The sequence below is a fragment of the Methylophilus methylotrophus DSM 46235 = ATCC 53528 genome, assembly GCF_000378225.1.
In the GTDB taxonomy this organism is placed as follows: domain Bacteria; phylum Pseudomonadota; class Gammaproteobacteria; order Burkholderiales; family Methylophilaceae; genus Methylophilus; species Methylophilus methylotrophus.
Genome location: NZ_KB905143.1, coordinates 22024 through 47525 on the forward strand (window position 1 = coordinate 22024; position 25502 = coordinate 47525).

Annotated in this window: 23 protein-coding genes; 11 read left to right on the forward strand and 12 right to left on the reverse strand. The window is 48.8% G+C overall.

From position 1 onward, the window contains the following. Positions 1-7: 7 nt before the first annotated feature. The 7 genes from mlaD to F463_RS0108680 all read right to left on the reverse strand — a co-directional run bounded on the left by mlaD (position 8) and on the right by F463_RS0108680 (position 7083). A complete protein-coding gene (gene mlaD / locus F463_RS0108650) occupies positions 8-547 on the reverse strand; it encodes an outer membrane lipid asymmetry maintenance protein MlaD (RefSeq protein ID WP_018986677.1) in 540 nt (179 codons plus the stop codon). A 26-nt stretch (positions 548-573) separates the two neighbouring features. Next, positions 574-1368 carry a lipid asymmetry maintenance ABC transporter permease subunit MlaE gene (gene mlaE, locus F463_RS0108655; protein ID WP_018986678.1) on the reverse strand — a complete coding sequence of 265 codons (795 nt, stop codon included), beginning with the start codon at positions 1366-1368 and terminating at the stop codon, positions 574-576. Next, on the reverse strand, positions 1368-2171 hold the full coding sequence (locus F463_RS0108660; RefSeq protein WP_018986679.1) for an ABC transporter ATP-binding protein: 804 nt from the start codon (positions 2169-2171) through the stop codon (positions 1368-1370). Before F463_RS0108660 ends, mlaE begins: the two co-directional genes overlap by 1 nt. Positions 2172-2300: 129 nt before the next feature. Continuing rightward, positions 2301-2942 carry a pilus assembly FimT family protein gene (locus tag F463_RS0108665; RefSeq protein WP_018986680.1) on the reverse strand — a complete coding sequence of 214 codons (642 nt, stop codon included), beginning with the start codon at positions 2940-2942 and terminating at the stop codon, positions 2301-2303. Between the two features lie 208 nt (positions 2943-3150). Next, entirely contained in the window at positions 3151-4293 is a 1143-nt protein-coding gene (gene ccsB / locus F463_RS0108670; RefSeq protein ID WP_018986681.1) for a c-type cytochrome biogenesis protein CcsB, read from the reverse strand. 21 nt (positions 4294-4314) lie between these two features. Then, on the reverse strand, positions 4315-6237 hold the full coding sequence (locus tag F463_RS0108675) for a cytochrome c biogenesis protein ResB (RefSeq protein WP_018986682.1): 1923 nt from the start codon (positions 6235-6237) through the stop codon (positions 4315-4317). Between the two features lie 213 nt (positions 6238-6450). Then, positions 6451-7083, reverse strand: a complete 633-nt coding sequence (locus F463_RS0108680; protein ID WP_026295450.1) for a c-type cytochrome — start codon at positions 7081-7083, stop codon at positions 6451-6453. Positions 7084-7193: 110 nt separating this feature from the next. Between F463_RS0108680 and yihA the strand changes: the two genes are divergently transcribed. Then, on the forward strand, positions 7194-7829 hold the full coding sequence (gene yihA, locus F463_RS0108685) for a ribosome biogenesis GTP-binding protein YihA/YsxC (protein ID WP_018986684.1): 636 nt from the start codon (positions 7194-7196) through the stop codon (positions 7827-7829). A 44-nt stretch (positions 7830-7873) separates the two neighbouring features. On the opposite strand, the gene trmB is transcribed toward yihA, so the two are convergent. Next, a complete protein-coding gene (gene trmB / locus F463_RS0108690) occupies positions 7874-8584 on the reverse strand; it encodes a tRNA (guanosine(46)-N7)-methyltransferase TrmB (protein WP_018986685.1) in 711 nt (236 codons plus the stop codon). Between the two features lie 852 nt (positions 8585-9436). Beyond that, entirely contained in the window at positions 9437-10606 is a 1170-nt protein-coding gene (locus F463_RS0108695) for a class I SAM-dependent methyltransferase (RefSeq protein WP_018986686.1), read from the reverse strand. 42 nt (positions 10607-10648) lie between these two features. Between F463_RS0108695 and F463_RS0108700 the strand changes: the two genes are divergently transcribed. From F463_RS0108700 to topA, 4 genes are all read left to right on the forward strand, one after another. Then, a complete protein-coding gene (locus F463_RS0108700) occupies positions 10649-11401 on the forward strand; it encodes a pteridine reductase (RefSeq protein WP_018986687.1) in 753 nt (250 codons plus the stop codon). A gap of 15 nt (positions 11402-11416) precedes the next feature. Continuing rightward, positions 11417-11737 (forward strand): hypothetical protein, encoded by a 321-nt coding sequence (locus tag F463_RS0108705; protein ID WP_018986688.1) that lies wholly within the window; start codon positions 11417-11419, stop codon positions 11735-11737. Between the two features lie 64 nt (positions 11738-11801). Further along, positions 11802-12743 (forward strand): tRNA 2-thiocytidine(32) synthetase TtcA, encoded by a 942-nt coding sequence (gene ttcA, locus F463_RS0108710; RefSeq protein WP_018986689.1) that lies wholly within the window; start codon positions 11802-11804, stop codon positions 12741-12743. 110 nt (positions 12744-12853) lie between these two features. After that, the gene (topA, locus tag F463_RS0108715; protein WP_018986690.1) at positions 12854-15424 is read left to right on the forward strand and encodes a type I DNA topoisomerase; all 2571 of its coding nucleotides are present in this window, start codon (positions 12854-12856) and stop codon (positions 15422-15424) included. Positions 15425-15477: 53 nt separating this feature from the next. On the opposite strand, the gene F463_RS0108720 is transcribed toward topA, so the two are convergent. Continuing rightward, the gene (locus F463_RS0108720; RefSeq protein ID WP_018986691.1) at positions 15478-16746 is read right to left on the reverse strand and encodes a cyclic di-GMP phosphodiesterase; all 1269 of its coding nucleotides are present in this window, start codon (positions 16744-16746) and stop codon (positions 15478-15480) included. A gap of 131 nt (positions 16747-16877) precedes the next feature. After that, positions 16878-18041: a methionine adenosyltransferase gene (gene metK / locus F463_RS0108725; RefSeq protein WP_018986692.1), complete on the reverse strand. Its 1164-nt coding sequence runs from the start codon at positions 18039-18041 to the stop codon at positions 16878-16880. Positions 18042-18208: 167 nt separating this feature from the next. Between metK and dapF the strand changes: the two genes are divergently transcribed. The 5 genes from dapF to arsH all read left to right on the forward strand — a co-directional run bounded on the left by dapF (position 18209) and on the right by arsH (position 22449). Further along, on the forward strand, positions 18209-19039 hold the full coding sequence (dapF, locus tag F463_RS0108730; RefSeq protein ID WP_018986693.1) for a diaminopimelate epimerase: 831 nt from the start codon (positions 18209-18211) through the stop codon (positions 19037-19039). Positions 19040-19059: 20 nt separating this feature from the next. Next, complete coding sequence (locus tag F463_RS0108735; RefSeq protein ID WP_018986694.1) at positions 19060-19713, forward strand: DUF484 family protein; 654 nt, start codon at positions 19060-19062, stop codon at positions 19711-19713. Positions 19714-19914: 201 nt separating this feature from the next. Further along, a complete protein-coding gene (xerC, locus tag F463_RS0108745; protein WP_018986696.1) occupies positions 19915-20796 on the forward strand; it encodes a tyrosine recombinase XerC in 882 nt (293 codons plus the stop codon). 184 nt (positions 20797-20980) lie between these two features. Next, a complete protein-coding gene (locus F463_RS0108750; RefSeq protein WP_018986697.1) occupies positions 20981-21562 on the forward strand; it encodes a superoxide dismutase in 582 nt (193 codons plus the stop codon). Positions 21563-21951: 389 nt separating this feature from the next. Further along, a complete protein-coding gene (gene arsH, locus F463_RS14220) occupies positions 21952-22449 on the forward strand; it encodes an arsenical resistance protein ArsH (protein WP_018986698.1) in 498 nt (165 codons plus the stop codon). A 504-nt stretch (positions 22450-22953) separates the two neighbouring features. Here the strand turns inward: arsH and F463_RS0108760 are convergent. After that, entirely contained in the window at positions 22954-23160 is a 207-nt protein-coding gene (locus F463_RS0108760) for a heavy-metal-associated domain-containing protein (protein ID WP_018986699.1), read from the reverse strand. 143 nt (positions 23161-23303) lie between these two features. Here F463_RS0108760 and F463_RS0108765 point away from each other — a divergent pair, with 143 nt between their 5' ends. Further along, positions 23304-25493, forward strand: coding sequence for a heavy metal translocating P-type ATPase (locus F463_RS0108765; protein WP_018986700.1), 2190 nt, complete (start codon positions 23304-23306; stop codon positions 25491-25493). Positions 25494-25502 lie beyond the last annotated feature (9 nt).

Here is a 25502-nt window from a genome sequence, read left to right on the forward strand (position 1 = left end):
TGGTTAGTTATTTACCAATTTTGTCCAATGGACTGGCATCTAACGCATCAGCACCGGATTCGGTTGATGCTGTTTTACTCGATTTATCGTCACCTTCAGTCGCCTTGCTGTAAAGGAACTGGCTAATCAGTTTTTCCAGCACTACGGCATCCTGAGTTTGAGAAATCTTGTCACCATTTTTCAGGTTAGTCTCATCTCCACCAGCCTCCAGACCAATATATTGCTCACCCAACAGGCCTGCAGTATAAATATTGGCAAAGGTATCTTTTGGAAAGTTGTAACGCTTGTCTATATTCAGACTCACAACGGCCTCATAAGTTTTGGCATCAAAGCCAATATCTCCCACGCGGCCGACCACGACACCTGCACTTTTCACTGGTGCGCGAGGTTTAAGACCACCAATATTCTCAAAGTTCGCGGTGACCATATACGTGTCACCAAGATTGCTGGTAGTCAGGTTACCGACTTTCATCGCCAGCCCTAGTAAAGCGGCCAATCCCAAAGCGACAAAAATGCCCACCCATAAATCTATTGTTGTTCTTTCCATTATTAATTCCCCGTAAATTCCTGATGCTAAACCGCGATCATGAACGACGTTAATATAAAATCCAGCCCCAGCACAGCCAGCGAGGAAGTGACGACTGTGCGCGTTGTGGCACGACTCACACCTTCTGCCGTCGGTGGCGCATCATACCCTTCAAACAAGGCAATCATGGTACAGGCCACGCCAAATACCAAGCTTTTGAACACCCCATTCAAAATATCGTATTCCCAATCTACATTGGCCTGCATTTGCGACCAGAAGGCCCCGGCATCTACGCCGATCAAGGGCACTGCCACCAGGTAGCCGCCGAGTATCCCCACCATAGAGAACAAAGTAGCCAGCACGGGCATGGCAATCACCCCGGCCCAGAAACGTGGTGCAATCACACGTGCAATCGGGCTCACAGCCATCATTTCCATGGCCGACAATTGCTCGGTGGCTTTCATCAGGCCAATTTCTGCGGTAATTGCAGTACCCGCGCGGCCAGCAAACAACAGCGCAGTGACGACAGGACCCAGCTCACGCACCAGCGCCAACGCCACCAGCACGCCAATCGCTTCAGAAGAACCATATTTTTGTAGCGTATGGTAGCCCTGCAAAGCCAACACCATGCCGACAAAGAATGCTGATACAAGGATGATGATCAGTGACATTACGCCCGTGAAATATACTTCACGTATGGTTAACCGGAAGCGGCGGAAGCTTTCACCTGACGAGATCAGCGTGAGCCCAAATAAACGGGCACCCGCGCCAAGACGCCAGATTTTATTGATACAACCTGCACCCAGCCTGGAAAACAGGCGCTTGAGTTTATGCAAAACCATTAGCGTGCACCCCGCAACAAACTGGCGTGGTATTCAGGCGCAGCATAATGAAATGGAACAGGTCCGTCTTTCTCACCGTGTACAAACTGGTGTATGAAAGGTAATTCTGATTGGCGCAAGTCATCAGGCGTACCTTCTGCCGCGACCACCCCGTCAGCCACAAAGTAGACGTAGTCTGCAAACTGGAAGGTCTCTTCAACGTCATGCGTCACGATAATGGAGGTAGCGCCCAAGACATCATTCAAGCTACGGATTAAATCGCAAATCACGGCCATGGAAATGGGGTCCAGCCCAGCAAAGGGCTCGTCATACATGATAATACTGGGGTCAAGTGCAATCGCGCGCGCCAGGGCTACGCGCCTGGCCATCCCACCGGACAACTCAGTTGGCATCAAGGCATGTGCGCCGCGCAAACCGACTGCGTTCAATTTCATCAGCACCAGATCACGGATCATGCTCTCAGGCAAACTGGTATGCTCGCGCATGGGGAAGGCCACGTTTTCGTATACAGACAAATCGGTAAACAAGGCCCCATGCTGGAACAGCATCCCCATTTTACGGCGCAAGCGGTAAATACCTTCACGATCTTGCTCGTGGACGATTTCACCACAGACATTTACCCGACCCTTGTTCGGTTTAAGTTGCCCGCCTATCAGGCGCAGCAAGGTGGTTTTGCCGCTACCACTCCCCCCCATAATGGCCACTACCTTGCCTTTAGGAAAGGTCATATTGATGCCTTTATGCAACAATCGGCCCTTGTACCCGAAAGACAGGTCCTGAATTTCTACAATTGCGTTTGCCATAAGAAATGGTTGATTTAAAACGGCTCTTATTCTAAAGCAGAATGGAGTTAAATGAGTGTATGTATCTTTTATAAAACAAAAAGCCTGAGAAACCAGGCCTTTTGTTACAAATTTATGTTGTATTCTACACTAAAAACTCATGCAAACTAAGTAAGGCGTCCCCGCAACAGGCGCTGCCTCTCCCACTCCCGGCGTGCCATTGACCAATATGCGCATCGCGCCACTATTGCCTGCACCATCATCAAGCAGTGTATCAAGTTGTAGCGCATAGCGCCCTAGTATCCCGTCCGAACACATGGCGTGGGCACTATTAAATGTATTGGCCGTCACAGCAGTCAGTGCAGTGGTGCTGGTAAGCCCGAGCTGCCCCCCTTCGCTATTGCGGGGAACATATTGTGCACTAGCAACATCGGTCGCGCCTGTCGCTAAACCCGCTAAGCGCAAATGCTGCCACAACAAAAAAGATTCATCTGTATTGGTCGTAGAATTCCAATCACCTTGAACAAGACCGTTCTGAATATGATTATTAGTGGTAGCATTTGTGCCGCCTGTAAGATGTGTATTAGCTGCATGATCATCACCGGGTAACGCACGGAATCTGTCCTGATATCCATAAAAATAGGCAGGAATATTCCGGAAATCACTCGCCAGACTTTTTACTTTTGCATTCGCAATCAACTCCTGACCACGCATCACACCAGCCAACAGCAAGCCTGCAATCACCAGCACAATAGCCAATTCAATTAAACTAAATCCCAGCTCCTTTTTCATATCGAATTCCCCTTAGTATTTACGTAATAAAAATATAACTTCCGCCCCCAGCTTCCAATTCAGGCGAAAGCCGCTGAACCAGCGCAAACAATATTAACACTAATTAATAAATATTAATATTTACAAAGACGGGAAGAGGGAACGAGACGAAAAAAAACGGGCGGATACCTATGCATCCGCCCGTTCAAGGAAAATATTTTTTTGTTACTTACAAGGTGCCGTAAGAATGCAGCCCACTCAGGAACATATTCACCCCCAAGAAAGCAAAAGTGGTGACTAGCAAACCAACCAGCGCCCACCAGGCCAACACCGAACCGCGCAAGCCCTTCATTAAACGCAAATGCAACCAGGCAGCGTAGTTAAGCCACACAATCAGGGCCCAGGTTTCCTTGGGGTCCCAGGACCAGTAACCGCCCCAAGCCTCAGCCGCCCACATCGCACCCAGGATGGTTGCGATGGTAAAGAAGGCAAAGCCGATGGCAATTGCCTTATACATTAGGTCATCCAGCACATGCAACGCTGGCAGACGGCTGGCCAGCACCCCACGCTTAGCCAGCAGATAAGCCCCCGCAACCATGGCTGCCAGCGAAAATGAGCCATAGCCAATGAAATTGGCCGGTACATGTATCTTCATCCAGTAACTTTGCAGGGCAGGCACCAATGGCTGGATTTCGTTGGCGTGCCGGTCGAAGGTATACCAGAGGATAAAACCCACTGCGGCATTGATCACCACCAGGACAAACCCGCCCAACTGACGTGTATTGAACAGTTTTTCATAATGCAGGTACAACAGGGATGTGATCAGGCAAAAAAGTATAAAGACTTCGTACAGATTGCTGATAGGGATATGGCCCACATCGGGTGCAATCAGGTAAGACTCATACCAGCGCACCATCAGCCCAACAAAACCGAACAAGGTCGCGGCCCACGTCAGGGCAGAAGCCACTTTCGCAGTAAAAGCGGACTTCTGAAACAATGCTAGCCAATAAGTGAGCATCGCCAATACAAACAGTACATTCATCCACATTACTGCAGACTGACTGGCAAGCAAGAACTTAAGCAGGAAACGCTGACTACCATTGGCGAGATCCCCCTGATAGCTATATACCGCCAGCAAACTGAGTATCGCCACACCCAGCACCAATCGCGCAACCGCCGTCCAGCGCCAACCCATGTAGCTAAACAAAGCAACCGCACCAAACAGGAAGCTGACTTCATAGACGTCCATAAAGCTCGCGTACCGCTGGTAAGAGAATATCCCTCCCGCCAACAGTAACACTGCATATATCCAGTCAAACTTGCTCAATGATTGCCAAAACGATGTTGGCTTTACTGATAAAGATGTATTCATTACATTCCCCTCTTCATTCCGTCAGGCGGATGGTGTTGTTTGCAACACGCTAGCCAGTTGCTGCTGCATACGCGCAAAGTCCTGATCCAGATCCATATTCTTACGGTTAGACGACATTGCCAGCAAGACTTCCTGCTGTGCAGGTTTGATCAATAACCAGACGCGACGTTCCTTAATGTAGAACATGGCGAAGATCCCCAGCACCAGCATGACCGAACCCAAATACACCCAATTTTGCCCAGGTGAACGGGTGAGCTGGAAGCCACTAGCCTGCTTCAAAGTGTAATCCTTTAACTGAAAATAATACGGTGTGCCATAAAAAAACAAATCATTCATGGCATTGAGACTATCCTGCACAAAGGCCACCGTTGCTTCATTCTCAGGAGCCGGGGGCAGTTGACGCTGGGCACGGCTCATCTGATAGCCCTGCAAGGCTGCCCGGTTGAGTAGTTTCAGGTAGGTTTGTGCTGCTTGTTCACGCTGATCTTTTGGCACAGCGCTTTCAATAATGCGCGACAACTCACTGTAACCACCTTGCTTAAACGTCAGCAGCAAATGTTGCAGGCTTTGTTCAAACTGCGCCTTCAATGATGCATTATCACCTGGCATTTGCTTGGCTACCTGGCTGGCAATGTTGGCAATCTCCTGGTCATTCCGCAACATCTGGCGCAGGTGCATAAAACCCGTGATTTCCATTTCATCATCTGCCGGAATGCGTAGATACTTGAATTCATCTTGTACCGTCTCACGCATGCCTGAGACAAAATAGGCACGACCATCCAGTTGCAGTGGCTGCATATAATTCACATACTCACGTGCCTGACCGCTGGCATTACGCAATTTCAATGTCGTGTTAGGGCCAACATTATGTGGCTTGCCTTTACCGTCGGGAGACAGGTTCAGGATGTTAAACTGGCGGAATTCGTTAAACTCCACCGTCATTTTCTGCGCACCGTCACCCAGGGAGCCTTTTTGCAGGATCACGCCGTCAATATCAAATCCATCCGACTTAGCAGCGGATAAATCCCACAGTTTGAATTTGAGTTGCGAACCACCATCCTGAAAGTCAGACTGGTAAATGGCAATACCTTTGTAAATGTATGGATGGTTAACCCGTATCGTCGCCGCAATCGGCTTAGTCAATTCAGGATCGGTAATTTCAATATCGCTCTCAAACGACTTTGGCATCCCGGTGGCATAATGCTCAATACGAAAATCCTTGAGCGCTACGGTGAAGGGCAGGTCTTGCACCAAATAGCCATCACGCACCCGCACAAAGGCCACGTTATCCCGCTCACCTTCCGGCAAAGTCATATTGGCACGAAACGACAGGTTATTGACACCCAGACGGCTTTCAGCCGGTACTTTGCGCGAAGAAATATCGCGGGTTTCGACTTTCTTCAAGCCCAGTAGCTCCTGGACCTTGAATGGCAAATTGCCATCCAGCAAACCACCGAAACAGATCACAACAATAGCAACATGAGTAAAGATATACCCCAGGCGCTGATGGGTGCCCAGTTTTGCAGCGATCAGCATATCGCCATTGCCCTGCTGCTGGGTCTTGAAACGGTAGCGCTCTGAGGTTAAAAACGCGCCTAACTTCTCTTGCAAAATGGCAGGAGATTGCTGCGCAGGCACGCTGGCCTGATGGCTGAACAAACGCAGTGACTTTTCGGTGGCATTTTCTTTGTAGACTTGCCACTCCTTGATCATGAGCGGTGCATTACGGATCACACACAAGGTGGTCGAAATCACCAGGAACAACAAAATCACCAGGAACCAGGCCGCATGATAAACATCCAGCAAGCCCAGCATTTCAAACATCTCAAACCAGAACTGACCAAACTTGACGATGTAATTGGTATAGGGCTCGTTTTGCTTGAGCACCGTACCAATAATCGAAGCAATGCCCAACAGCGTTAACAGGCTGACTGCAAAGCGCATGGAACTCAGTAGCTCATAAACACGCTGCGACAAGGAAACGGGTGTTTTCAAAACATTCTCTTCAAAATGGATAGATAAGGTTAAACCAGTTTTTGTTAGCCTTGCATCACACTAACGCCAGGTGCGCACATGTGGACGACATCCGTAGCAAAAGGTTGCATGGCCAACCAGTAAAAAAGGTGGCCGCAGCCACCTTTTTTGCTTTCAACCGAATTAACGAAGGCCTTGAATATAGTCTGCCACTGCCTGCATTTCAGCATCACTCATTTTTGCAGCAATGGTCATCATCATCGGCGCATTGGCACGCTCACCGGTGCGGAAGATTCTTAACTGTTGCAAGGTGTAATCGCTATGCTGACCAGCCAGGCGTGGAAACTGTTTTGGCAAACCGGCACCGGTTGCGCCATGACAAGCTGCACAAGCAGGCACTTGGGTAGCTGCTATGCCACCACGGTAAATTTTCTCACCCAGCGAACCTTTACCATTACTTTTCGCCTTGGCCAGTTTGATACTCTGGCTGGAGAAATATTTCGCCAAGCCTTCCATGTCTTCCTGGCTCAAGGCACCGGCAATCCCACCCATCACGGCGTTGGCTCGGGTGCCCTCTTTAAAATTGGTCAGCTGTTTGAGCAGATACTCGGGATGCTGACCGGCAAGTTTTGGATTGGTGGTAATCACACTGTTACCGTCTGCGCCATGACAGGCCGCACAGACATTTTGCACAATCTTCTCCGGACCATTGACCACTGGCGCGGCTTCCGCTGAGGCAGCTTCCTCAGCAAATACTGGTTGCACACCCATGGCAAACAGTACAAACAATCCTGCTTTAAAACTATTCAACATCATTCTCAATGCCCCAACATTTTTATTCGGCGTCATTTTATCAAACAAACCTTGTTCGTGATAGCATGCACAGCTGAATAGTCCATAAAACCTTGAGGCAACTCAACTCCATCATGCCAGTTTTCCAAAACGCCCGCTTTCACTTATCGGCACACCACCTCAGAGATTTACCGCCAGCCAGCGGAATTGAAGTCGCATTTGCCGGACGCTCAAATGCGGGTAAATCCAGTGCGTTGAACACTTTAGCCAATCACAACCGCCTGGCATTCGTCAGTAAACAGCCCGGCCGTACACAATTGATTAACTTTTTCACGCTAGGGGATGACAGACACCTGGTGGACTTACCTGGGTATGGCTACGCAAAAGTCCCAGAAGCAATGCGCGCGCATTGGCAAACCGTGCTTTCACGCTACCTGAGTGAGCGGCAAAGCCTTGCAGGATTGGTATTGGTCATGGACAGCCGCCACCCGCTGACACCTCTGGATAGGCAGATGCTGGACTGGTTTTGCCCCTCAGGCAAACCCGTGCATGTATTGCTGACCAAAAGTGACAAGCTTTCTCGCAGCGAATCGTCCATCACCCTCGGCAAAGTGCGCAAGGAACTCCATAGCGGCTGGGGGGATAAGATCACGGTGCAACTTTTCTCCAGCCTGAAGAAACAAGGTGTGGACGAAGCAGAAAAAGTCCTAGGCGAATGGTTTTTCGGTAATGAGGCCGGGATGCCAGACGAAACCGCTCTTACCGAATAAAAAAGCAGATCGAAGTCTGCTTTTTTATTTTTCAAAGTTCGCCATCAAACCCGCTTAAACACCAAATCCCAAACACCATGACCTAACTTCAGGCCACGGTTTTCAAACTTGGTCAGTGGGCGATAGGCAGGTTTTTCAGCGTAATCTACAGCCGTATTTTGCAATTGCGGCTCACCTTGCAACACCTCCAACACCCATTCAGCATACTCCTGCCAGTCAGTTGCCACATGAATGTAAGCGCCCGCTCTCAACTTGGAGCATAACAGCTTCACAAACTCAGCCTGAATTAAGCGGCGCTTGTGATGCCGTTTTTTATGCCAAGGATCCGGGAAGAAAATATGTACGCCATCAAGCGAGGCATCTGCCAGCATATTCTGCAGCACCTCGACGGCGTCGTGCTGGATGATGCGGATATTCCTGATACCACTTTCTTGCATCAATTTAAGCAAGCTACCGACGCCTGGCGTATGCACTTCTACAGCCAAAAAATCACAGTCCGGCAAAGTCTGTGCAATCTTTGCCGTAGCATCACCCATGCCAAACCCGATTTCCAGGATTTTCTTGCTATCGCTACGGCCAAAAGCCTGATTCAAGTCCAGTGGCTGGTCAAGGTATTCGATACCGAAGCTTGGCCATGCCGTTTGCAATGCACGTTCCTGGCCTTTGGTCAATCGTCCCTGACGCAATACGAAACTGCGGATGCGTCGTTGATAAGGTGCTTCAGAAGACTCTGAGTTGATATCTATTTCTGTCATGGGGCGCATTATACTTTAAGAGCACATAATTACTGTGTATCGGGTTGGACGCAGACTTTCTATTTCGCCTCTAGGCGAGTTACTTTCTGTTGCTTGCCCCACAGAAAGTAACCACAACTAACGGAGTGTTGCGGCGTAGGCTAACCTTTAGGTTAAGCCACAAAGTGGCGGCCGTAGCCAAAGAAGAGGGCACCCAGCCATCACGGCCTAAAGGCTCCCTTGATTTCATTACTCGTCAGTCGCGATTGCAGAACTCAACCTGGCAGCTTACACAAAACCTAAGCTGCTGCGGGATTCAAACAAGCTGCAACCTTATTCCGCCTGCCAAGCAATAAAATCAAGCGTGATGGGATGGGATTTGTCTCGCCAAACTTACAGCGTGAAAGATTCGACCGTTGAAAAACACTATTCTTTTATTCATTTCTAAGATAGTTGCAGTCGCATGGTCTTCGTGGGCCCCTATCTGCCGCGCCCAGTAGCACAGGCAAAATAAGATCAAGCGAGCGGCTGTCCGAATCCCGCGGTGGCCTGCGTCTTGTGCAGGCCACTAGGATGAGTTCTGCGAGCGCTTATTTTGACGAGCAACGCAGGAAACAAGCGGAAGCTAGGGTGCACTTTCTTTTGGTTACTTTATCTTTGTGCAAGCAAAAAAAAGTGACTCGCAGAGGGGCGAAATATAAAAGTTGAGTATTACTCGCCTGGATTCCTGCCTCCGCCGGAATGACGATAGTTAGTGCACACAGTAGCGGGCCAATCCTCCGCCAACCCTCGAAAAACAAGGTACTGTAAAATCCAATCCTCCCAAGCTAGCACCGAAAACAAAGAGTGCTCTTCCACCAGTTAAAACACCAATTACAACAAATGCCGCTTATCCCCCTGCAAAAATCCAAGCAACGGCAACGTTAGCCCCTTACTCAACGCCAGCACCTTAAACAACTCCCCCATCTCTGCTGGGGATAACAACTTTTGTACTGCCGCGACCATCGGCAAGTAACGCCCACTATCCTCCGGAGAAACCTGTTGCAGTAATTGCAGAATGCCGCAGTTGATTAAAAATTGCGCCTGGTTGGTATAACCTGCACAGGTCAACCCATGTGCCAACGCCGTTTCGGCCATGGCAGTGAAATCGACATGCGCAGTAATATCCTGCAAGCCGGGATAAACAAGCGGGTCATCATGCGCATAATGCTGGTAATGGCACATCAAAGTGCCTTGCGTACGCTGGGGATGGTAGTACTCACTCGCAGCAAAACCATAGTCCAGCATCAAAATCAACCCACGCCCTAACATCACTGCAAGGCTGGCCATGAGACCTTGTGCTGCAGGACAAACTTCCGTGGTGTAGGCATCAGGTAACGGGGCGGCATCGATGGCCTGAACTAATGAGGCATCCTGTAATGGCCGTAGCTGCCAAACCAGGCCGGACTCAAAAGCAATGCCACGTTCTTGCCAAGCACCCTTCTGCCAGGTCAGCACATGTACCGGAATCGCATCCAGCACCTCATTACCAATCACCACGCCATCAAAGTTAGCTGGCAACTCATCCAGCCATTGCAGACGTGAGAACAAAAATTCAGGTAACAGTTTTCTCAAGCTATCCTGTTGCCTTTGGCGCAAGTTAGCGCTTACATCAAGAATAAAATAATGGGTTGGCAATTGCCCTAACGCTTCAAGTTGGAGCAACAGCCCTGCTGCCAACTTGCCCGTCCCTGCCCCAAGCTCCAGCACATTTCCGGCAGTTTCTTGCAACCCTTGACCAACCTGATTGGCTAGCGCTTGCGCAAACAGGGGAGAAATCTCGGGCGCAGTGACAAAATCTCCGCCACGACCGAACTTATTCGCTTCTCCACTGTAATAGCCAAGGTGCGGCGTATAAAGGGCCATTTGCATATACTCAGCAAACGAAATCCAGCCGCCCTGTTGCCTGATAGATTGTTGAATGTGGGCGAGTAACTTGTCGCTATGCTGTTGCGCTCCGGCATCCAGCGCGGGCAATCGTGTAGAAATCGGTTGAGCAGTCATTCAACCATTATAATGTGAGCTGTCTAGAATAAAGAGACTAATGTGAACGCTGATTCCTCGACCAAAGTTGTGTTGATTACCGGTGGTGCAAAACGTGTGGGCGCCTCCATTACACGCGAACTGCATCGCCAGGGTGCAAGCATCATGCTGCACTATCACACCAGCGAAACCGAAGCCCTTGCGCTACAAGCAGAACTCAACAACATCCGACCAAAAAGCGTCGCGATTACACAGTGCAATCTCCTCGAAACAGATTGTCTGCCAGCCTTGGTCACCGCCACGTTGCAGACATTCGGAAAACTGGATGCCCTGGTGAATAATGCTTCTAGCTACTACCCCACCGAGCTTGGCACCATACAACTTGAGCAATGGGAAGACCTGATGGGCAGCAATCTTAAAGCGCCCCTGTTTTTAAGCCAGGCGGCGGCGGACGCATTGCAAGCCAGTGAGGGTTGCATCGTGAACATTACGGATATGCATATCGAGCGGCCAAAAAAGAACTATATTGTGTATAGCGCGGCAAAAGCTGGCTTAGTGAGCCTGACAAAATCACTGGCTCAGGAACTGGCGCCCCAGGTGCGCGTCAATGCCGTCGCGCCAGGCCCTGTGTTATGGCCGGACAGTAATCATGAGTTTGATGCGCAATACCGCCAGCAAGTGATTAACCAGACCTTGCTTAAACGCACTGGCGAGCCTAGTGATATCGCCAAAGCGGTAAAGTTTTTAATTTACGATGCGCCGTTTATTACTGGCCACGTACTTGCTGTCGACGGCGGCCGCCATTTGAGTATTTAATGATTGGGCAAGTGAATGCAGGTACAACAAACCATTACCATTCACGCCAGCGCACCACGTAAACCTGCATTAGGCCAAGCTTGCAATGGCTGCGGCGTGTGCTGCGCGGCAGAGCCATGCCCGGTCAGCCTTGCCTTACTATGGCCGCATCAGACACCTTGCAAGGCACTGATCTGGAGTGAGACTAAGCAACGCTATCTATGTGGCATGGTTAGTAGTCCGGCGCAGTTTCTGCGCTGGCTGCCAGACCGCTTTAATGTTGCCGCAAGTCGTTTATTTAAACGCTGGATTGCAGCGGACACTGTCTGCGATGCCGATGTGGAATTATCCGAATAAAATCAATTCGAATAATCAAAGACTTAGCGTGACTTTACCTTGCTTTCCGCTATAATGCGCGCCTATGAAGATCAAACATTATCCAGATGACGTCAGTCAAAACTTCCTGAAATTGCGCAATCAGTTGATTAGCGCGACAGGCAAAGCCATTGGCGATTACAACATGATTGAAGAAGGCGACACCATACTCGTGTGCATGAGCGGCGGCAAGGATAGCCATGCCATGTTGATGATTTTGCTGGCCTTGCAAGAACGCGCACCGATCAACTTCAAATTGATCGCCATGAATCTGGACCAGAAGCAGCCCGGTTTCCCGGCTGATGTACTGCCCGCTTACCTTGAAAAACTGGGTGTGGAATACCGCATCGTGGAAGCAGACACTTATTCCATCGTCAAGGAAAAAATCCCTGAAGGTAAAACGACTTGCAGTCTGTGTTCACGCCTGCGTCGTGGCATTATTTACACCACTGCACAGCAATTGGGAGCAAACAAAATTGCACTTGGTCACCACCGTGATGACATCGTGCAAACCTTATTCCTGAATATGTTTTACGGTGCCAAGATGAAGGCTATGCCACCTAAGCTGGCAACCAATCGAGGCGAGTTTATGGTGATCCGCCCGCTGGCTTACTGTGCCGAAAAAGACATCGCTTCGTATGCCCGTGGCATGCAATTTCCTATTATTCCGTGTGACTTGTGCGGCAGCCAGGAAAACCTGCAACGCCAGAAAGTCAAAGATATGTTGAACAATTGGGAACGAGAACAGCCAGGACGGATCAATAATATTTTCCGTGCGATTGGCAACGTGGAGCCTTCGCACCTCGCTGACTTCGATTTGTATGACTTCAAGCATTTGAGCCAAGCCAAAGAGGAAGATGAAGACCCGATGTTTGACCATGAAAAATTTTCGTCTAACGACATGGCGCTCACCATTGCCACCCAAGATGACAAGCGTATTGAATTTGCGCGCAAACCCTTTCCGGTTGCAGTCACCAGTGAGGAATAACACAACGTTTTGGTGCAGAAAGACTTTAATGTCAGACTTTCCGCACCGATATATTGTCTAGTCGTGAAAACGCTTGCTATTATCTAGCCAACTCTTATACAGACCGCGCAATGTCAAAACTGCTGATCGTTGAATCTCCTTCCAAGGCCAAAACCCTCAAAAAATATTTGGGCGGTGATTTTGAGGTCCTGGCGTCTTACGGGCATGTGCGCGACTTGATCCCCAAAAACGGCGCCGTTGACCCTGCACACCAGTTTGCGATGAAGTATGACATCATCGACCGTAACAGCAAACATGTAGATGCGATCGCCAAAGCGGTTAAAAGTGCCGACAGCATTTATCTGGCAACCGACCCGGACCGCGAAGGTGAGGCCATTTCCTGGCATATTGCCGAGATTCTCAATGAGAAAAAACTGATTAAAAACAAACTGCTTAAACGCGTGGAATTTAATGAAATCACGCAGACGGCTGTAAAACAGGCCATTGAAAACCCACGGGACATCTCGATGGACTTGGTCAATGCCCAGCAAGCGCGGCGCGCACTGGATTACCTGGTGGGCTTCAACCTGTCGCCGCTGTTGTGGAAGAAAATCCGCCGTGGCCTATCCGCTGGCCGTGTGCAAAGCCCGGCCCTGCGCCTGATTGTTGAGCGCGAACTCGAAATCGAAGCCTTTACCAGCCAGGAATACTGGAGCATTCATATGAGTGCGCTCAAACATGCGCACGGCTTCGATGCCAAACTGGTCCAGCTGAATGGACAGAAAGTCGAACAATTCACGGTCACCAACCATGACCAACAAGCTGACATCGTAGGCAAGCTGTTACTGGCATCCGCTGGCAAAACCACGGTGACGCGCGTTGAGAAAAAACAACGCAGCCGTAGCCCGGCCGCACCATTTACCACTTCCACCTTGCAACAGGAGGCCGTACGAAAGTTGGGCTTCACCACCAGCCGTGCCATGCGTGTGGCCCAACAATTGTATGAAGGCATAGACGTCGGTAGTGGAACGGTGGGGTTGATTACCTATATGCGTACCGACTCTTTCAGCCTGGCCACTGAAGCGGTGATGCAGATTCGCGATTACGTGAAAAAGCATTTTGATGCAGACTACCTGCCCAAAGCGCCCATCATGTATAAAACCAAGGCGAAAAATGCCCAAGAGGCGCATGAGGCCATCCGTCCGACCGATATTACCCGTACGCCAGCCAGTGTCCGCCAGTACCTCAACGACGAACAATTTAAATTATATGAAATGATCTGGAAGCGTACCCTGGCTTGCCAGATGACACAGGCAAAATATGATGCTGTCAGTGTAGACCTGGCGGTAGGGAGTGAAGCCAACCTGTTCCGCGCCAGTGGCCAGACCTTGATATTCCCTGGCTTTATTGCCGTGTATATGGAAGGCAAGGACGACGACAAGGACGACGAGGATGCGGAAGCCAAGTTACCGCATCTGGAAACTGGTGAAGTGCTGACGGTAGAAAAGATTTTTGGCGAACAGCATTTTACCGAACCACCGCCACGCTATTCTGAAGCCAGTCTGGTGAAAGCGCTCGAAGAATACGGTATTGGCCGCCCTTCGACGTATGCCAGTATTATTTCGACCCTGCAAGACCGCGAATATGTATTGCTCGATAAAAAGCGTTTTACACCTACCGATGTCGGCCGTGTTGTCAATAAATTCCTGACCGAGCACTTTACCCAATATGTCGACTATGACTTTACGGCTAAGCTCGAGAACGAGCTGGATGAGATTGCGGAAGGCAACCTGGAATGGGTGCCGGTCATGGACAAATTCTGGCAAGGCTTTAACCAGCAGATTCAGGTTAAGGCGGATGTCGAGCGTCCCGGTAATGAACTGATAGATGAACAATGCCCTAAATGTGGCCGCCAGTTGCAGAAACAACTGAGCCGCTATGGTAGTTTTATCGGCTGTACTGGCTACAATGCGACGCCAAAATGTGATTACAAACGCAATCTGGATGGTGAAGTCAATAATGCTACTGAGCCTACCGTCATTGGCCTGGATGCGGAGACGCAGAAGGAAATCTACCTGATGAACGGCCCTTATGGCCCATATCTACAGGTCGGACAACCAGTTGAAGGTGAAAAGAAAAAGCCCAAGCGCGTCAGCATCCCGAAAGAAATTCCGCTAAGCCAGGTGAATATAGATACGGCACATATGCTGCTGAGCCTGCCACGTGACCTGGGACAACATCCGGAGACGGGCAAAAAAATTGTTGCCAATATCGGCCGTTTTGGGCCTTATGTGAATCATGATGGCAAGTTTAAATCTATCCCAAAAACCGAAAGCGTCTTTAGCATAGACCTAGAAGGTGCGGTCAAATTGCTCGCGGCTGCGAATGGTCCGGCACCACTGGCAGACCTGGGTGAGCATCCATCAGGCGAAGGGCGGATTGAAGTATTTTCAGGACGTTTTGGCCCCTACGTACAACACAATGGCATTCGCGCAACGCTGCCTAAAAGCGTGACACCAGAGGAGCTGACAGTAGAGCAGGCGCTGGAGCTCCTGGCCGAGAAAGCCGCTAAAGAGGGTGGTAAAACTGCTGGCAAAAAAACCACAGTCAAAAAATCAGTGTCCAAGAAACCAACAGCAGACAAAACAACGGCAACCAAAAGCGCTGTGAACAAACGCTCTAAAAAGACAGCGGCAGAATAATTCTCCTTAAAGAACATTTCTCTTGAAGGAAGATTACTTAAATATGGCCCCATTTAGTGGTTGGACCATAAGTGATCAATATTGCCTATCCCCCATGTTTCTACGGATTCATTTCCTACAATTTCATCCATCTGTTTTGACAAATCCAGCTCAACCACAGGAATATGGATTTTGGATTTGGTCGAAAAGAACGCTTTCACCACCGGCTTGAGCAAGCTATCCGGGTTTTGTCTGACAACCACCGCCAAACGGCCAGACTTCAGGATCACTACCGTGCCTATCGGGTAGATGCCCAGGCTTTTCACAAATGCCTTGAATACCACAGGATCAAAATGCCCCTTCCAACTCGCCATGCGCTTAAGCGCCATCCCCGGCTCCCAAGCCGGTTTGTAAGCGCGTGTGGAAGTAACTGCATCATAAACATCACAGATCGCTCCCATTTTGGCAAACAGGCTGATCTGATCTGAAGACAATTTTCCAGGATACCCGGAACCATCCATTTTTTCATGATGGTGCAAACACACATCTAATGTCACCGGGTCCGAAATATTTGCTTTTACCAGCATATCATACCCAATTTGCGGATGCTCGCGAATCACATTAAATTCATGGTCCGTCAAGGAACCTGGCTTATTCAGTATCTGCAAAGGGATGCCTGCTTTACCCATGTCGTGCATCAACCCAGCCAGCCCGGCCTGCTTGACTTCCGTTTCCGATAGCTTGAGCTCTCTGGCAAGGGCTGTCATCAGTGCACAGACGGCGACAGAATGCATATAGGTATAGTCGTCTGCCGTTTTGAGGCGCACCAAGCTAATCAAGGCATGTACATTGCGTGCGACAGAAGCAGAAATTTCCTCCACAATAGGCATCACCGCTTCGGTCTCAATCGCTTTTCCCATGCGCAAATCTTTAAACATGGAAGCAACCGCTTGACGTGATGAGGCAATGATTTTTGCAGCCTGTTCACGCTCAGCCTCAAGTGTCGCTGTTTGCAGTATTCCAGTATTTAGGGTAGGGATATCCATCGTAGAATTCTGCAATGAAGGACGATCATCGGCTGGGCCATCCAGTTCGAGCATGGCCATTTCCTTGTCTGACATCTGACTTGATTCAGTATTTTCGTCTTCAGAGCTCTCGACATCCACCCCCCAGAGGGTATCAATCACCACCTCTTTAATGGGACTGGCCAGCAGCTTCTTCAAATCTTCGGGATCTGTCAGCACAAACTTACTAGTCCAAAAGGGATGATCTATCCATGCACCTTTGAGCTCATGGATATACATCCCCATGCGTACATCTTTGATTGCGATTGTTTTTAACATACGTTTCGATGGCTAACACTGCTTAAATCTTATACTTCTATTACGGAAAAAATTTGAAAAAAAAGAGGGCTAAAAGCCCTCTTGCAAATTATTTTTACGCGAATGTTTTGACTGTAAGACAGCTTTTCTAATTACAGTCCGGCAGCCGCACGTAAAGCTGCTGCTTTGTCTGTCGCTTCCCAGCTAAACTCTGGCTCATCGCGACCAAAATGTCCATAAGCAGCCGTTTTGGTATAAATCGGGCGCAACAGGTCCAGCATCTTGACGATGCCTTTTGGACGCAGGTCGAAATGCTCACGGACCAGCTGTGTCAGACGCTCATCGGAGACCTTACCTGTACCATAGGTTTCCACCATAATGGAGGTTGGCTGCGCCACACCGATGGCATAGCTCACTTGTACCAGGCACTTGTCGGCCAAACCAGCAGCAACAATGTTTTTCGCCACATAACGGCCAGCGTACGCCGCTGAGCGATCCACTTTAGAAGGATCCTTGCCAGAGAATGCCCCACCGCCGTGAGGCGCTGCACCACCATAAGTATCCACAATAATCTTACGGCCTGTCAGGCCGCAATCCCCTTGCGGGCCACCGATCACAAAACGGCCTGTCGGGTTCACAAGGTATTTGATCTCGCCTTTAATCAGTTCGGCCGGCAAAGTCGGCTTGATGATTTCTTCGATCACGGCTTCGCGGATGGCTTCCAGCGTCATGTCAGGCGCATGCTGGGTTGAAACCAGTACAGTGTCGATTTTGAACGGCTTGCCATCGACATACTGGATAGTCACTTGGGATTTTGCATCCGGGCGCAGCCATGGCAAACGGCCATCTTTACGCAATTGTGACTGGCGTTCCATCACGCGGTGGCTCAGCCAGATCGGCAATGGCATCAATTGCGGCGTTTCATTCACGGCATAGCCAAACATCAGGCCCTGGTCACCAGCACCCTGGTCCAGAGGGTCGTCATTCGCGTTATCCACGCCCTGGGCAATGTCTGGAGACTGTTTGTCATAAGCCACCAATACCGCGCAGCCCTTGTAATCAATACCATAATCCGTATTGTCGTAACCAATGCGCTTGATCGCATCACGGGCAACCTTGATGTAATCCACATTGGCTGTTGTTGTAATTTCACCGGCCAAAACCACCAGGCCAGTATTCGCCAGGGTTTCAGCAGCCACACGTGCGGTCGGGTCTTGGGCTAAAATTGCATCCAGAATGCTGTCGGAAACCTGGTCAGCCAGTTTATCGGGATGTCCTTCGGAAACGGATTCCGAAGTAAAAAGATATTCACTCATGTTTGACGCCTTGAAAAGTAATTAAAGTTAATAAATGGCACTGACTAAAGGCTGAAGCCAGCACCCAATTTGGGGAACGAAGATTCTACCTGAGATTATTGCAACCAAGGAATAAATCTTAGTCATATGGATGCCTTCAACGGCGCGATAGAGTATCATCTTGAGCTATGAAATTACGATTTACCAAAATGCAGGGCGCAGGCAATGACTTTGTAGTGATTGATGCGACAAAAAGCCCTGTGCATCTTTCCCACGCGCAAATCCAGCACATTGCCAACCGCTACTTTGGTGTTGGTTGTGACCAGTTACTGATGGTGGAATCCACTGACACGCCCGGCGTTGATTTCCGTTACCGTATTTTTAACGCCGACGGTGGCGAAGTTGAACAATGCGGCAATGGCGCACGCTGTTTTGTACGCTTTGTGGTCGACAAAGGCCTGACTAGCAAACGTGACATCCGCGTAGAAACTGCCAGCGGCGTTATTACCCTGATGTTGCAAGATGATGGACAGGTCACCGTCAACATGGGTGCGCCTCGCTTTGCGCCGGCGCAGATCCCTTTTGAGGCTGAGCAACAAGCGACCACTTATGAATTACCGCTAGCTAGCGAAACCGTCACCGTGAGCGCAGTTTCCATGGGCAACCCGCATGCTGTGATGCTGGTGGATAACGTACACACGGCGGAAGTAGCCAGCCTGGGGCCGCAAATCGAATCCCATACACGATTCCCGCAACGCGTGAATGCGGGCTTTATGCAGGTACTTAATGAGCATGAAATCAACCTGCGTGTGTATGAGCGTGGCAGCGGAGAAACCCTGGCTTGTGGCACAGGCGCCTGCGCGGCCGCCGTCAGTGGCATCCAGTTGGGGACTTTGCAAAGCCCGGTCAAAGTACATACCCGTGGCGGCATCCTGACCATACAATGGGCAGGCGGAGACACGCCTGTCCTCATGACCGGCCCGGCAGAGATTGTATTTGACGGCGAAATTGAAATTTAATTAGAAGAATCAGCAGTATCATGGAAGAAAGCATCAACGAAAACGACATCAAGCATTACCTCAAAGCGCATCCTGACTTCTTTGAGCGTCATGCCCATCTGCTGGCAGAGCTGTTCTTGCCCAGCCCGCATGGCAAAGGTACGATTTCACTGGCTGAACGCCAGCAAATCGCCCAGCGCGACAAAATCCGCGTGCTCGAATCACGCTTTACCGAGCTGATACTGACCGCTGAAGAAAATGAAGCCACCGCAGGTAAAGTGCATGAGCTGACCTTGGGTTTATTGTATGCCAAGGATGTAGAGGCATTGCATACCCACTTGGTGGAGTTCCTCGCTGCACATTTCCAGCTGCCCAATGCGCAACTTAAATTGTGGGTGAACGAGAGTCATGCCGCAGACCACCTGTTTATTGATGCCGAAGAGTCCCTTAAAAACTGGGCCAAGGATTTAAGCCAGCCTTATTGCGGCACTTTGCCTACCATGGATATCGCTGGGTGGTTTACCGACACACCTGCCTCACTGGCAGTGATCCCCATGCGTTACCAAGAGGTCACATTTGGACTGATGGCGATCCCCAGTGAGCAGCGCAGCCGCTTTTATGCCGGCATGGGCACCCTGTTCCTCAACCAGATCGGTGAACTAGTGAGCGCTTCACTGGCCAGATATATCATATGAAAGCCCCCGCTGAGGTTTCCGCCAAGAGGGATATTCTTGCGGCAACTGTCAGCGTGAATCAAACATGGCTGCGCGGCCAAATTGCCGCGTTGCACGGTACTCGAAACCCTCATGTACTGTCATGTACATTCCGGTTCCTGCGTGCCGTGCGCCTTGCACTTCCTGCCACTCGTTCATGTTTACAATACCAAGTTTGTTGCCATGCATGAACTGCTAGCCGACTACCTCGACTTCCTCCATTTTGAGCGCGGCCTGAGCGAGCACACACGCAACAACTACCAACGGGATATTGAGCGCTTGATAAAAAGTGCGACGCAAGATTTGCAGGCCCTCACGCCGCAGGATATCCGCCGCCAGATAGCCAGCCTGCATGGTCAAGGCATGCATGGGCGTAGCATCGCACGCATGCTGTCGAGCTGGCGTGGATTCTTCCGTTACCTGGTCCTGCACAAAGGCTTTCCGTCCAATCCAGTCACAGGCTTGCGCGCGCCTAAAGCAGCCAAATCCTTGCCACATGCAATGTCGATTGAGCAAACCAACAAGCTGATTGAAATCGACAGTGATGAACCTATTGCCGTGCGTGACCGTGCGATTCTTGAGCTGTTCTATTCTTCTGGCCTGCGCCTAAGTGAGCTGGTAGGGCTGAACATAGATCGCCTGGACCTGCAAGAAGGCCTGGTGACAGTCATAGGCAAAGGGAACAAAACACGCATGGTTCCCTTGGGCAGCAAGGCAGTCATGGCAATGAAGGACTGGCTGGCTATAAGGAACTTATGGCTGCTCAGACGGCCTTCTGAAACTGCCGTGTTTATCAGCAAGCAAGGGCGCCGCATCCATGCACGCACGGTGCAAACACGTATCAACCATTGGGTCATCAAACAAGGCTTGCCTAATCACGTGCATCCGCATATGTTGCGCCACAGCTTTGCCAGCCATGTGCTGCAAAGCAGCGGGGATTTGCGCGCAGTACAGGAAATGCTGGGGCATGCCAATATCAGCACGACGCAAGTCTACACCCATCTAGACTTCCAGCACCTGAGCAAGATTTACGATGCCGCGCATCCGCGAGCACGCAAAAAATAGTTTGTTTATCTTGGCAGTCACTACCCATCATTTTGCAAGACGAAGGTTTTGCAAGACAGAAAAATATGGCAAAATAACCCGACTAAATTAGTAAACCTTTACCAGTCTCGTGACTCTAACGTCACATCGCCTACACATTAAAAATGCAGGCAATTATTTCAACAAACCAAAAAAGGAAACCTCCATGGAACACGCCTTACCAGCTTTGCCATTTGCAAAAAACGCTTTGGCCCCACACATGTCAGAAGAAACTTTCGACTATCACTATAGCAAGCACCACCAAGCTTATGTCACCAATCTAAACAACCTGATCAAAGGCACCGAGTTTGAAAACGCCCCATTGGAAGATATCATTAAAAAGTCTTCTGGCGGCATTTATAACAACTCCGCCCAAGTTTGGAACCACACCTTCTTCTGGAACTGCCTGTCACCCAACGGTGGCGGCGAACCAACAGGTGCGCTGGCTGCAGCCATCAACGCCAAATGGGGTTCTTACGAAGAGTTCAAAAAAGCCTTCCAAACCTCAGCAGTTGGCAACTTTGGCTCTGGCTGGACCTGGCTTGTTAAAAAGGCCGATGGCTCTGTTGATATCGTCAATATGGGCGCAGCCGGCACACCACTGACAACGGGTGACAAAGCGTTGCTGACCATAGACGTATGGGAACATGCCTACTACATCGATCACCGCAATGCACGTCCTAAATTCGTTGAAACTTTCCTCAATCACCTGGTTAACTGGGAATTTGCAGCGAAGAATTTTGCTTAAGTAATTTTAATATATTTTGCGTTAATTAATACGTAACTTTGATAATTAATACGTAGTTTTTATCAAACAGTGAATTAATTAATACGTAACTTTAAAAGGCCTCTAAATTAACTTTTAGAGGCCTTTTTCATATCAAAAATGGCATTATTCTTGATACTTTCTCTGAATAAAGGTATCAAAACATTCAAAATCAATGAGTTAGACGATTAAAACGAGGTGATTGACTAGAAACCGTTCTGATTTAGGATGATTTAGGTTTCTTACTATCTGACAATAGAGCGATAATAACTTATCCTGGACTCTGTTGGAGTGCTACTTGAGGTATTCTTCGGATGGTCTCCAACGCCAACTCTCTTTCCGACTACTGATTTTTTGTGATGGAGCTTGCAATGAATGCAGCGATTTGGGGATTAATTGGAACTCTAGTAGGGGAATTGCGTGATTTAACGCTGTGGTGTGAAGGCATGGTGTGGTGTTCGCCTGAACGGCATGGTGCTATGACTGGGATTATGAAATCACAGATCGATTGGATACCCTTAAGCATGGGAGCTATTCGACCGACACAAGGAAAAACACTTGCGGTGATGCAGGTGTCTGGTGGATCTCAATCATTTAACGCTGTGAACCAAATGCGGATTTTAGGACGCTGGATGCGGATGATCACTATCCCAAATCAATCATCGGTGGCTAAAGCTTTCCAAGAATTTGATGAAGTTGGTCGAATGAAGCCTTCGGCATACTATGACCGAGTCGTGGATGTCATGGAAGAATTGGTTAAATTTACACTACTCACCCGGGATGTTTCTGAATTCCTGATTAATAGATACAGTGAACGCAAGGAATCAGCCGAAGCACTTGGCAAACGTGTTAATCTAGGATCGATATAGTTGCAATTACCAAAGGTATACGTTTGCATAGTAGGATAGCTGAATAGAGCGAAGTAAGAAACACAGACAAGATAGTGTCACACCCTCAACAAAGTTGCTCAATGAAATTGTTAAATGCTCACGGAAGTAGAGATTGATTTACTACGGAAAAGTGAATGAGAGATTTCCGAACTGGTCCAAATATTTTTTAAAAAAAAGGAGCATTAGTCAGTCGCTAGCAGCTTGAAAGCCCTCAATTTAATTGAATGGATATTTCATAATTAAGAGCTTTACTGAAACCTGATGAAAGCTAGATTAACAACGTATGGCTTATTTGCAACCGCATTCAGCAGAGGTGCATCATTAGCGTACTAATGCACCTCTAGTACAAATGCAACATATTCATGAATGCCCAAAATCCAACAATCGGATCCCTTTTAAAGAACAAATCCTACGAATATGTAAGAGAAATCAATTAATGAATTCTCTTAGGGTCTCCAGGCAAGGGATGCCTTTCAGCTATATCTAATCAAGAGTTCCCACCATAGGTTTATATCCTGCATTAGACATGGCTTGGATAATATCCTCTTCAGAATGGTCTGTACGCACAGTTACAGTTTTTGTGGGCAGATTAACCTCCACATTAGCACTTTCGTCCACCCGTAGAATCGCGTTCTTGATTGCATTTACACAGCCACCACAGCTCATTTTTGGTATATTAAACGTATACATATAGCATACCCTTTCAATAGTAGAAGTATCACTTTAGATCTTACCATCATGGTAAGGTCAAGCAATTTTGATCTGAATACTTCTTGACCTTCCAAGGGTGGGAATCTTTAGGATGATCACAATGACTACACTCGGAGGCAAAAATGGACAATTCTGATCACTCTTTAGATATCGCCATCAGTGGTATGAGTTGCGCGTCCTGCGTCACAGCTGTAGAAAATGCTTTGCGCAAAATTCCTGAAATTAAATCGGCAAGCGTAAATCTAGCCACTGAAAAAGCCCATGTGGCGCTTAAAGAAGGCATGCCTTTTCAGCCGCAAACTATTTTAAAAGCTATTTTTGATGCCGGGTATGGCGCTGAATTACTGACGCACACTCACAGCCTAAAACATCATGACGACGAGTCAGCCAATGGCATCCGCATTGTGATGGCAATCTTATTAAGTGTTCCTCTCATTATTCCGATGCTAATTAGTCTGGCAGGTGGGCAATGGAATTTACCTGTATGGGTTCAGTGGCTATTGGCAACACCGGTGCAGTTTTATCTAGGTGCAGGGTTCTATACTTCCGCTTGGAAGGCCATCAAGAACAGAACCGGCAATATGGATCTGCTGGTAGCCCTCGGTACTTCAGCTGCTTATTTACTGTCGATATACATGATGTTGCAAGGTCATGAGCACCTATATTTCGAGGCTTCGAGTGTGGTGATTACACTGGTGCTGTTAGGAAAATGGCTGGAGAAGCGAGCAAAAAGACAAACGACAGAGGCCATACGTGCCTTACAGAAATTAAGACCTGAGACTGCCCGAGTAAAGCGCTTAGATGCAGAGCTTGATATTCCCCTACAGGAAGTCATGATTGATGACATGGTGATCATTCGCCCAGGCGAGCGTATACCGGTAGATGCCGTGATTATCGAGGGAAGTAGCCACGTTGATGAATCTATGATGACGGGCGAAAGCGAGCCGGTTAGTAAAGTGGCAGGTAATAAAGTGATTGGCGGCGCAGTAAATATTGATGGCATGCTGCTGGTTAAAACGATGGCGATAGGTGCTGAAAGCACGCTGTCTCGTATTATCCGTCTTGTTGAGGATGCACAAACGGCAAAGCCAGAAATTCAGCGCCTGGTTGATAAAGTAAGCGCAGTTTTTGTGCCAGTGGTTATCGTTATTGCATTCATTACGTTACTTGCTTGGGGGCTATATTCAGCCAACTGGGAACAAGCAATTTTGAACGCTGTGGCCGTTTTGGTGATTGCTTGCCCATGTGCGCTCGGCTTAGCCACGCCAACTGCCATCATGGCAGGTACAGGGGTAGCCGCCCGCTACGGGATTTTAATTAAAGATGCAAAAGCATTAGAGCTTGCGCATAGCATCACCCAAGTGGTGTTTGATAAAACGGGTACCTTAACTGAAGGTAAACCAGTGCTGATGGCTTTTAAAGCAGTAGACGGTAACGATCAATCTTTATTAGAACTAGCTGCCAGCATTGAGCAAAACAGCTTACACCCATTAGCAAAAGCAGTTGTAGATCAACTTCAGTCATTAGGAAGTAGTCCAGCTATTGCCAGCGATGTCCGAGATGTGGCCGGACGTGGCTTAAACGGAAAAGTAAATGGTACTGTGATTTATGTGGGTAATCAACGTTGGATGGACGAACTCGGCGTATCTATTAACACTTTGAATGACCTGGCTTTAGGTTATAAAAATGCAGGTAACACCATTTCTTGGGTGGCAAAAGGAAATATTGGGGCTGAACCGACGCTATTAGGTATGTTGGCTTTTGGGGATCAAATTAAAGTATCTTCTAGTAAAGCGATTTCCGCATTGCATGATAAGGGTGTCAAAACGCTATTATTAACTGGCGACAACAGCATTAGTGCAGCCCGTGTTGCGGACATGATTGGGATTGATGAAGTATTAGCAGAACAAACGCCAGAATCAAAAGCTAGCAGCATTGCATCCTTGCGTAAGAAAGATACTGTGATTGCCATGGTGGGTGATGGGATCAATGATGCACCGGCATTAGCTGCTGCCGATGTGAGTTTTGCCATGTCTTCAGGGACAGATGTAGCCATGCACACTGCTGATATCACCCTGATGCGTTCAGACCCAAGCTTGGTGGCAGATACTATTGATATTTCGCGTAGGACTTATAGCAAGATTAAACAAAACTTGTTCTGGGCATTTATCTACAATTTAATTGGCATTCCCCTGGCTGCAATGGGTTTACTAAGTCCAGTCATTGCAGGGGCTGCCATGGCGTTCAGCTCGGTCAGTGTCGTATTGAATGCCTTGATGTTAAGCAAATGGCGCCCCACAAACAAAAGATAAGGACGATAC

Coding starts and splice junctions, on each gene's coding strand:
- F463_RS0108695 (WP_018986686.1), bottom strand. CDS start 10,606: ATGACTGCTCAACCGATTTCTACACGATTGCCCGCGCTGGATGCCGGA.
- ttcA (WP_018986689.1), top strand. CDS start 11,802: ATGAAGATCAAACATTATCCAGATGACGTCAGTCAAAACTTCCTGAAA.
- trmB (WP_018986685.1), bottom strand. CDS start 8,584: ATGACAGAAATAGATATCAACTCAGAGTCTTCTGAAGCACCTTATCAA.
- F463_RS0108660 (WP_018986679.1), bottom strand. CDS start 2,171: ATGGCAAACGCAATTGTAGAAATTCAGGACCTGTCTTTCGGGTACAAG.
- F463_RS0108720 (WP_018986691.1), bottom strand. CDS start 16,746: ATGTTAAAAACAATCGCAATCAAAGATGTACGCATGGGGATGTATATC.
- F463_RS0108750 (WP_018986697.1), top strand. CDS start 20,981: ATGGAACACGCCTTACCAGCTTTGCCATTTGCAAAAAACGCTTTGGCC.
- F463_RS0108705 (WP_018986688.1), top strand. CDS start 11,417: ATGCAGGTACAACAAACCATTACCATTCACGCCAGCGCACCACGTAAA.
- F463_RS0108675 (WP_018986682.1), bottom strand. CDS start 6,237: ATGCGCTTTGCAGTCAGCCTGTTAACGCTGTTGGGCATTGCTTCGATT.
- F463_RS0108735 (WP_018986694.1), top strand. CDS start 19,060: ATGGAAGAAAGCATCAACGAAAACGACATCAAGCATTACCTCAAAGCG.
- yihA (WP_018986684.1), top strand. CDS start 7,194: ATGCCAGTTTTCCAAAACGCCCGCTTTCACTTATCGGCACACCACCTC.
- metK (WP_018986692.1), bottom strand. CDS start 18,041: ATGAGTGAATATCTTTTTACTTCGGAATCCGTTTCCGAAGGACATCCC.
- F463_RS0108680 (WP_026295450.1), bottom strand. CDS start 7,083: ATGATGTTGAATAGTTTTAAAGCAGGATTGTTTGTACTGTTTGCCATG.
- arsH (WP_018986698.1), top strand. CDS start 21,952: ATGAATGCAGCGATTTGGGGATTAATTGGAACTCTAGTAGGGGAATTG.
- F463_RS0108665 (WP_018986680.1), bottom strand. CDS start 2,942: ATGAAAAAGGAGCTGGGATTTAGTTTAATTGAATTGGCTATTGTGCTG.
- F463_RS0108765 (WP_018986700.1), top strand. CDS start 23,304: ATGGACAATTCTGATCACTCTTTAGATATCGCCATCAGTGGTATGAGT.
- mlaD (WP_018986677.1), bottom strand. CDS start 547: ATGGAAAGAACAACAATAGATTTATGGGTGGGCATTTTTGTCGCTTTG.
- xerC (WP_018986696.1), top strand. CDS start 19,915: ATGCATGAACTGCTAGCCGACTACCTCGACTTCCTCCATTTTGAGCGC.
- topA (WP_018986690.1), top strand. CDS start 12,854: ATGTCAAAACTGCTGATCGTTGAATCTCCTTCCAAGGCCAAAACCCTC.
- mlaE (WP_018986678.1), bottom strand. CDS start 1,368: ATGGTTTTGCATAAACTCAAGCGCCTGTTTTCCAGGCTGGGTGCAGGT.
- dapF (WP_018986693.1), top strand. CDS start 18,209: ATGAAATTACGATTTACCAAAATGCAGGGCGCAGGCAATGACTTTGTA.
- F463_RS0108760 (WP_018986699.1), bottom strand. CDS start 23,160: ATGTATACGTTTAATATACCAAAAATGAGCTGTGGTGGCTGTGTAAAT.
- ccsB (WP_018986681.1), bottom strand. CDS start 4,293: ATGAATACATCTTTATCAGTAAAGCCAACATCGTTTTGGCAATCATTG.